9 protein-coding genes are annotated in these 6621 nt (G+C 59.0%); 3 read left to right on the top strand and 6 right to left on the bottom strand.

Going from position 1 to position 6621, the window contains the following annotated elements; all coding sequences use genetic code 11:
• Both EOA27_RS16475 and EOA27_RS16470 read right to left on the bottom strand, forming a co-directional pair.
• The coding region (locus tag EOA27_RS16475; protein WP_145970375.1) for an SDR family oxidoreductase at window positions 1-683 on the bottom strand (683 nt) is incomplete at its 3' end.
• Between the two features lie 186 nt (window positions 684-869).
• Window positions 870-1370 (bottom strand): MmcB family DNA repair protein, encoded by a 501-nt coding sequence (locus EOA27_RS16470; RefSeq protein WP_042645842.1) that lies wholly within the window; start codon window positions 1368-1370, stop codon window positions 870-872.
• 111 nt (window positions 1371-1481) lie between these two features.
• Here EOA27_RS16470 and EOA27_RS16465 point away from each other — a divergent pair, with 111 nt between their 5' ends.
• A complete protein-coding gene (locus tag EOA27_RS16465; RefSeq protein WP_127256703.1) occupies window positions 1482-2426 on the top strand; it encodes an IS1595 family transposase in 945 nt (314 codons plus the stop codon).
• Between the two features lie 227 nt (window positions 2427-2653).
• Here the strand turns inward: EOA27_RS16465 and EOA27_RS16460 are convergent, their stop codons facing one another.
• Window positions 2654-3376 carry a DUF3800 domain-containing protein gene (locus EOA27_RS16460; protein WP_127256701.1) on the bottom strand — a complete coding sequence of 241 codons (723 nt, stop codon included), beginning with the start codon at window positions 3374-3376 and terminating at the stop codon, window positions 2654-2656.
• Between the two features lie 2 nt (window positions 3377-3378).
• Between EOA27_RS16460 and EOA27_RS40730 the strand changes: the two genes are divergently transcribed.
• The gene (locus tag EOA27_RS40730; RefSeq protein ID WP_189354272.1) at window positions 3379-3546 is read left to right on the top strand and encodes a hypothetical protein; all 168 of its coding nucleotides are present in this window, start codon (window positions 3379-3381) and stop codon (window positions 3544-3546) included.
• 1447 nt (window positions 3547-4993) lie between these two features.
• Here EOA27_RS40730 and EOA27_RS16455 read toward each other — a convergent pair.
• Both EOA27_RS16455 and EOA27_RS16450 read right to left on the bottom strand, forming a co-directional pair.
• Complete coding sequence (locus EOA27_RS16455) at window positions 4994-5197, bottom strand: hypothetical protein (protein WP_127256699.1); 204 nt, start codon at window positions 5195-5197, stop codon at window positions 4994-4996.
• Window positions 5198-5523: 326 nt separating this feature from the next.
• A complete protein-coding gene (locus EOA27_RS16450; RefSeq protein WP_127256697.1) occupies window positions 5524-5721 on the bottom strand; it encodes a hypothetical protein in 198 nt (65 codons plus the stop codon).
• A 167-nt stretch (window positions 5722-5888) separates the two neighbouring features.
• On the opposite strand from EOA27_RS16450, the gene EOA27_RS16445 reads away from it, so the two are divergent.
• A complete protein-coding gene (locus EOA27_RS16445) occupies window positions 5889-6359 on the top strand; it encodes a nucleoside deaminase (RefSeq protein WP_127256695.1) in 471 nt (156 codons plus the stop codon).
• Window positions 6360-6372: 13 nt separating this feature from the next.
• Here EOA27_RS16445 and EOA27_RS16440 read toward each other — a convergent pair.
• Window positions 6373-6621 (bottom strand): MerR family DNA-binding protein (locus EOA27_RS16440; RefSeq protein WP_148669961.1); only part of this gene is annotated, 249 nt, incomplete at its 5' end.

Below are 6621 nucleotides of genomic sequence, written 5' to 3'. Positions count from 1 at the left end.
CCTATATGGGCATCCGCCCGTCCGACATCGTCCGGCGTCTGCATGTCGCTCAAGCTGGCAAGGAAGTCGGCCGGGCGGATGCCCATATAGGCGGCAATGCTGTCGATGCCGCGATCGCCGACCCCGGTGCCCGGCATGATGCGGGCCGGCGAAAGCGCCATGAAGCGCAGGCCGAGGCCGAGCTTGTCCGATTCCTTCTGGCAATGGCCGGCCAGAAATATCTGCATGCGCTTGGCGCCGGCATAGCCGCCTGAATTCGGCGGGCCGCCGGTGATGGCGGCGCCGCTGGCAATCAGCAGCACGCGGGCTCCGGGCTTCAGCCGACCTTTGAGGGCTTCGCGGCAGAACAGGAACGATGCCTTGACGTCCATTTCCCAATTCGCCGAGAAGACTTCCCAGCTCTGCTCCTGGATCGGCGCGGCGGCGGCGAGCGCCCCCGCGCAGACCACCAGCACGTCGGGTGCCAGCGCATTGAAAACCGCTTGCGGCGCGGCTTCCGCCGTCGCGTCCATGCTGAGGGTCTTCAAGCCCGGCCGTTCCCAGGCAAGCTGCTTCAGGTCGGCGGCGCCGCGGGCGACGGCAAGCACGGTCGCTCCCGCGCCAAGCGCGGCTTCCACGATCGCGCGGCCGACTCCCCGGCTGCCTCCGACCACGACGACATTCTGATTTTGCAACGGTTTCATGTGATCACCTCTTTTCAGGCCGCCGGCCACCCGGACGCGCCTGTAGGTGAAGACAATCGAGATCGGCGGAAATCATCGGTGCGAGACGAAAATTCTTGTCGGCCGCACGCAAGGGGTCAGTTTGCGCGCCCTGGCTCGACGCCGGACGTCGATGGCAAGACGCCGGCCTCCAACCTCGGGAGGAGCCTATTCGCTCTCGCCGTCCAGCGCCGGCACCGCGACGCCGGCGAGCTCGGCTGCCAGCAGCCGCGCGGCGCCCGCCCGCGCGATCCGCAGCATCAGCGCCTTGCGCGTCGCCGCCGCCATACGGTGCTCCGGCGCATCGCGCAGGATCTCCGCGCCATAGCCGTCGGAAAGGATGAAGCCGCATTCCTCGGGAAAGATGTCAGCCGGAACGCCGGGATGGGTGGCGAAGAAGAAGCGGTCGGAATGCAGCCGGTAATCGGGCCATTTGCGGTCGACGCGAAAATCCTCGATCGAGGATTTGATCTCGATGATCCAGATGTCGCCCTGCCTGGTCAGCGCGACGAGATCGGCGCGCCGGCCGGTGGCCAAAGACAGCTCCGGCAGCACATGCGCGCCCATTTCGCGGAGCAGCCGCTGCACGCCACGCCGCACCAGCATGGCGCGCTCCGACTGGCGGCCGTCGATCAAGGGGTTGAGGGGAATCGGGGAAACGATGGGCATGGGGGGCACCATGCCAGATTTTGTTCACGGTTTGAACCCCTGTGGGCGGGGCGATTATATATTTGACAGACCCAAACGCATATGCGATAACGAATACAAGGAGTTATCGTTATGTCCGTTCTGTCCCGCCCCTACTTCCACGACGAAGCCGCCGCCTTCGAGCACGTCGAGGGCATGCTGTGGCCGCAGGGTCCGGTTTGCTTCCATTGCGGTTCGATGGAAAAGCACTACGCATTGAAGGGTGGTCGCACGAAGCCTTCCAAGAAGAACCCGCACGGCCTCGAAATCCATGGCCTCTACAAGTGCTCGGATTGCCGCAAGAAGTTCACCGTCCGCATGGGCACGATCTTCGAGGAGTCCAAGCTGCCGCTGCATATCTGGCTTCAGGCTTTGCATGCCATGTGCGCCAGCAAGAAGGGCGTTTCGGCCCATCAACTGCACCGCGCTTTGGAAATCACCTACAAGACGGCTTGGTTCCTCTGCCACCGCATCCGTGAAGCCATGCGCTCGGATGACCTCACGCCCATCGGCGGTGCTGGCAAGTTCGTTGAAGTGGACGAAACCTATATTGGCCGTCTGGCAGGCGTCCCGGTTAGCAAGGGCGCGGCTCACAAGAACACGGTCGTCACGCTGGTCGAGCGCGGCGGCAAGGCTCGTTCCTTCCATGTCGATACCGCCCGCATGGGCAACGTCATGCCTATTGTCCGCGCCAACATCGCCCGCGAAAGCGCGTTGATGACCGACGAAAGCGGCATCTATCGCCGCGCCGGCCAGGATTTCGCCTCGCATGAATTCGTCACGCATTCCAAGGACGAATACGTTCGCGGCAACATCCACACCAACACCATCGAAGGCTATTTCTCGATCTTCAAGCGCGGCATGAAGGGCGGTTACCAGCATTGCGCCGAACACCATCTGCACCGCTATCTGGCGGAGTTCGACTTCCGCTATTCGAACCGCGTTGCCATGGGCATCGACGACAACGTGCGGTCGCTGATCGCCTTGCGCGGTGCAAAGGGTAAGCGCCTGACCTATCGCAGACCTGTTGAAATCTAAGCAGGACCACTACCGCAAGCCGGTGCAATTGCAGCTACCCCTGTGGAAAACGAAACGGTATCACCGTAAAAAATGAGTCTGTTATCAATGGGTTAACGTAAAATAGCTTAAACTATTGAAACCGTTAACATTTTTCTTTATATTGATGCTGCTCGACTGAGCCGGTGGTAGAAGCCGGGGTAAGTCCTGCTTAAGGGCGGAATCGAGAAATCGATGCCGCCCTTCGTCTATCTAATTATGCCCAAAGGATCGGTCCGGCTGCATTCACGAGTTAGGACATGGTTCAGTTGTTCAAACGAATTGTGGATGCGTCGTTTCCGTGCCTTTGGCGTCGGCACTTCGCGGCGCAGCAGCCCGTAAGCGAGAATGTCTGCGGTCTGAATGAAATAGCTTTTCTGAGAGCTTTTGAACTGCGGGTCTTCGATGATGCGTTCGATAGGAATGTTTCTCGTATATTCGCCATCTTCCCAGAAAATTTGGTTGCTCGGAATGGGGTTATGGACACGCATTCTGCGAACCATTGAAACGTACTGGTGCTCCTTCCCCTCGTCGCAAATGAGGTGAGCGTATGAATCCCAGGCGACCATCGTTCGGTTTATGCGGTTTAGCAGCCGCTCGAACGCTCTAAACTGATCGTCGTCTCTGTTGCAGACATTGAAAACGCGAATGCCCCACTTCTTCATGTATTCGATGACGGCAAAATGCTTGTGGAAGATCTGAGCGCGGGTATGACGGCTCAAATGAGCCAGTCGTCCGTCGCTGCCTCGACCGGACAGGAAGTTCGTCGAATGAAGCTCGTATCCAAGTGGGATGCCGTGTACATTCCGCAGATGATTGCGCCATTGCTTAATGTAAGTGAAGGCGTCATTCCATTGGCGATGGGGAATGGCGATGGCCGAGAATACGTTTGCCGGTCTGTCTTGAGAGTCATCGATATAGATGAGGTGCATCCATGAATAACGATGCCAAGGTCAAAAAGAGTCAAGTAGAGAAGTTCCGCGAACTGGCGCGCGAAATCGAAACCGTCGATTCCGAAGAGCCGTTGAACGCGGCAATCAGGAAGGTGGCAAAAGCGCCGCCGCCCAAGCCATCAGAAAAGGACAAGGATCAGAAGCCGTGAGGGACCAGCTAGGGCGCCTAATCCGGTGGATGAACGGGCCGCCTCCAAAACTTTGGATGGGTTACGTCTTGGGGGCGACTGCGGCAGTCATCAGTGTGCTTGTTTTCTGGGCGCTAGGATTGCCCGTAGGGACTTGCTGTCAGTAGCCGGGAGAACGCATTCATCCGCTAGTTTGGGGCTGGGTCGATCTGATAGGCTCTGCCGATGGCAGAGGGCAGCGCATGGACTTACAGACGCTAAGGAACGAGTTCGAAGCGGGTGATGGGTCATTCCTGATTACGATCCGCCAACATGATTTGGGACGTCCAATCGTTCGACCGGTTGTCCAAGGCCATGGAGGACTATTGCCGGGCTCACGATGGAAGCCAAACGCTAGAGCGCTGGGTCGCTGAAGGGTTTTGGTACGTGCCAGGGTTTGTCCGTAATTGGACGAGCCATCCCGAGTTTCCCCGACCGTTCCCCACGTCTTATTACGAGAGGGCGTATCGCCGGCTTATTCGGCCCTAGATCGGAATTTGGGTCTGTAAAATATATAATCGCCGTGGGCGGGGAGCATGACGAGATCACGGAACCATCCGGTCGATATCATGCTCCAATTTGGGTTTGCTCTCTTGGTTTGGCTGGTGGGGCGAGCGGCGCGGTATGTGCTAGCTGGCACATAAACCCAAAAGTAACCGAAACGGTTACGAAACAAATTGCAATGGCCGGGCAAATCAGCCAAGATTCGATGGTCAAAAAAAGACCCCGCCAAAGCGGGGCCAGTTCCTTGGGAGTGTTTCCGCCTTAGCGGGACGGATAGCTCCTGCAATGCTCTCGGACGAATTCCAGACGTCCGTTGCGGATACGTACGTAGAAGGTGACGTACACCGCCTTAGGCCACGCACATGATAGGCTCATGTGTTTGTCCTCCACCGGGATAATCCCCGGTTGACCGGAACGCAGGATCGCGCCCCGCCGGGTTCAGGGCGGGTCCTGTGGCCGGTCTGGAGTAGACCGAATCAAATATTAGTCGATTTGGATGGGCGCGACGACTCTCATGGGTTGTCCTACCCGCTTTTCACAGACGAAAACGCGAGTGCCGCATTCATCCGCTGGTGTGGGGCTGGGTTGCGGCAGCCATTGGCTTGCTAAAATGGATGACCATCTGCAATTCCAACGAAAGCGTTGCCACAAGAATCAGAACAAACAAGCGAATGACGAGTAGCGGCCTGTACTTGTATTTCTGATATAAGAGAACGCATATGATTGCTGCGACACCCACCGCAACCGTAAGCATTAGACTGAACTGCACATCCCTAGAAAACATAGTTGTCCCCCCAAGCAAGGACTAAGTTATAACGCGAATGGCCCGCCTTATGGAAGGGCAGGCCGGCCTATTCGCGACGTTGTAACTCTGTTACGTAAACGCCTGGGTCTGTCAAATATACAATCGCCGTGGGCGGGGCGATTACTCTTGGATCTCAAATCCGGTTGCCAGCCCTGCCAAGAGCATGGCTGACAGTTCGCGGGACCTCTCTGTGAGCCGGCGGTTGGTCTCTATGAGTTCCTGAGTTTCCTTGATGCGGACCAGGCTTTTCCATTCCCGCTCATAGACTTCCTTAGCAAGCTTTTTGGTGTCTTCGCTCTGGTGCATCACAATGGCCGCCTTCAAATCGGGACGCGCGTCCGCCTAGCTCTAGAAACTCGCGACGCGGGAAACTGTTCCTTGGCGGCGAACGGCAGGCGCCGCACTTGTAGAGGCGTTGGCGGTCGGCACAATGCGGCCCTTTCTTCGATGGCTGCGAGAGAACGCTTCCAGCTTGTAGTGGCACTTCGCGACTATCGCATTCGGGCCAACTAGCGTCCTTTGCGATTATGGTTGGGAAAGCCGAGCAGACGCACCTGCGGACTGTCGCGCATTGTATGGCTAACGGGTTTGCGGGCCAGCCCTTGGGGATGAAGGCTGCCACACCGTTACTGCGAATCCTTCGCCCGAAATTAGTCCGCCAGAAGCCTGGCGAGGTGATCCCGGCTTAGGCTCCGCGCTTCCTTCAGGAACCACAGGAAGTTGCGCGGGCCGTCCGTCGGCAAGACGCTTTCCTCGGCTTGGGTGATCACCCCGCGCTGGCGCTCTATCCGCTGTTCAATCTCGCGGATGTGCTGCTCGACGCGTTCGATATCTTCCTGGATGCCCAATGGCCCATGATGGCGGCGAAGATGGACAAAAGCCAGCGTGACGAAACCCCAACGCCCGGATGGATAGGGGTCCTTGCAAGCGCTCACTCGAAATGGCGGCGCAAGCGAAGAGAAGTTCTTGCTAATCATGTTCCCTTGGCAGCAATCTCGCCATGAGAGGTGTTCCCATGACCCGTGATCAGATGCTCGCACACCTGCGCTCCGCCGACGCCGTCGCGCGCGAGGCGGCGTCGCATGGGCATCATCCTTTCGGTTCCGTGCTGGTCGGACCGGGCGATCGCGTTTTGATGCGGCAGGGCAATCTCGATACGGTGCGCCATGCCGAGACCGAGCTCGCCCGCCGCGCTGCGGCCGCCTATGAGCCGGAGTTCCTGTGGCAATGCACGCTGGTCACGACCGGCGAGCCCTGCGCGATGTGCGCCGGCACCATGTATTGGGCGAATATCGGGCGGCTGGTCTACGGCTTCGAGGAAACCGATCTGCTGGCGCTCACCGGCGATCACGAGGAGAATCCGACGATGAACCTCGCCTCGCGCACCGTTTTCGCTTCCGGCCAGAAGAAGATCGAAGTCTTTGGTCCTTTCCCCGAAATCGCGGAGGAGCTACTCGCCCCGCACCGCGATTTCTGGAAGCGCTGACGGACCTCGGACCTCAGGCCGCGCCCGCCATGTCGTCCAGGATCGGGCAGTCCGGCCGGTCATCGCCATGGCAGGCGTGGATCAGCTTTTGCAGCGTCGAGCGCATCGACTGCAATTCGCGTACCTTTTCCTCGATCGCCCTGACATGGGCGGCGGCGATCTCGCGCACGTCGTGGCTGGCGCGGTCGCGGTCCTTGTAGAGCGCCATCAACTGGCGGCAGTCGTCGATGGAGAAGCCGAGATTGCGGGCGCGGCGCAGGAA

It is taken from the genome of Mesorhizobium sp. M2A.F.Ca.ET.037.01.1.1 (genome assembly GCF_003998075.1).
Classification (GTDB): domain Bacteria; phylum Pseudomonadota; class Alphaproteobacteria; order Rhizobiales; family Rhizobiaceae; genus Mesorhizobium.
Note: the sequence above shows the minus strand (reverse complement) of the source record. Positions and strands in the feature narration are given on the sequence as shown.

Coding starts and splice junctions, on each gene's coding strand:
- EOA27_RS16470 (WP_042645842.1), bottom strand. CDS start 1,370: ATGCCCATCGTTTCCCCGATTCCCCTCAACCCCTTGATCGACGGCCGC.
- EOA27_RS16465 (WP_127256703.1), top strand. CDS start 1,482: ATGTCCGTTCTGTCCCGCCCCTACTTCCACGACGAAGCCGCCGCCTTC.
- EOA27_RS40730 (WP_189354272.1), top strand. CDS start 3,379: ATGAATAACGATGCCAAGGTCAAAAAGAGTCAAGTAGAGAAGTTCCGC.
- EOA27_RS16460 (WP_127256701.1), bottom strand. CDS start 3,376: ATGCACCTCATCTATATCGATGACTCTCAAGACAGACCGGCAAACGTA.
- EOA27_RS16445 (WP_127256695.1), top strand. CDS start 5,889: ATGACCCGTGATCAGATGCTCGCACACCTGCGCTCCGCCGACGCCGTC.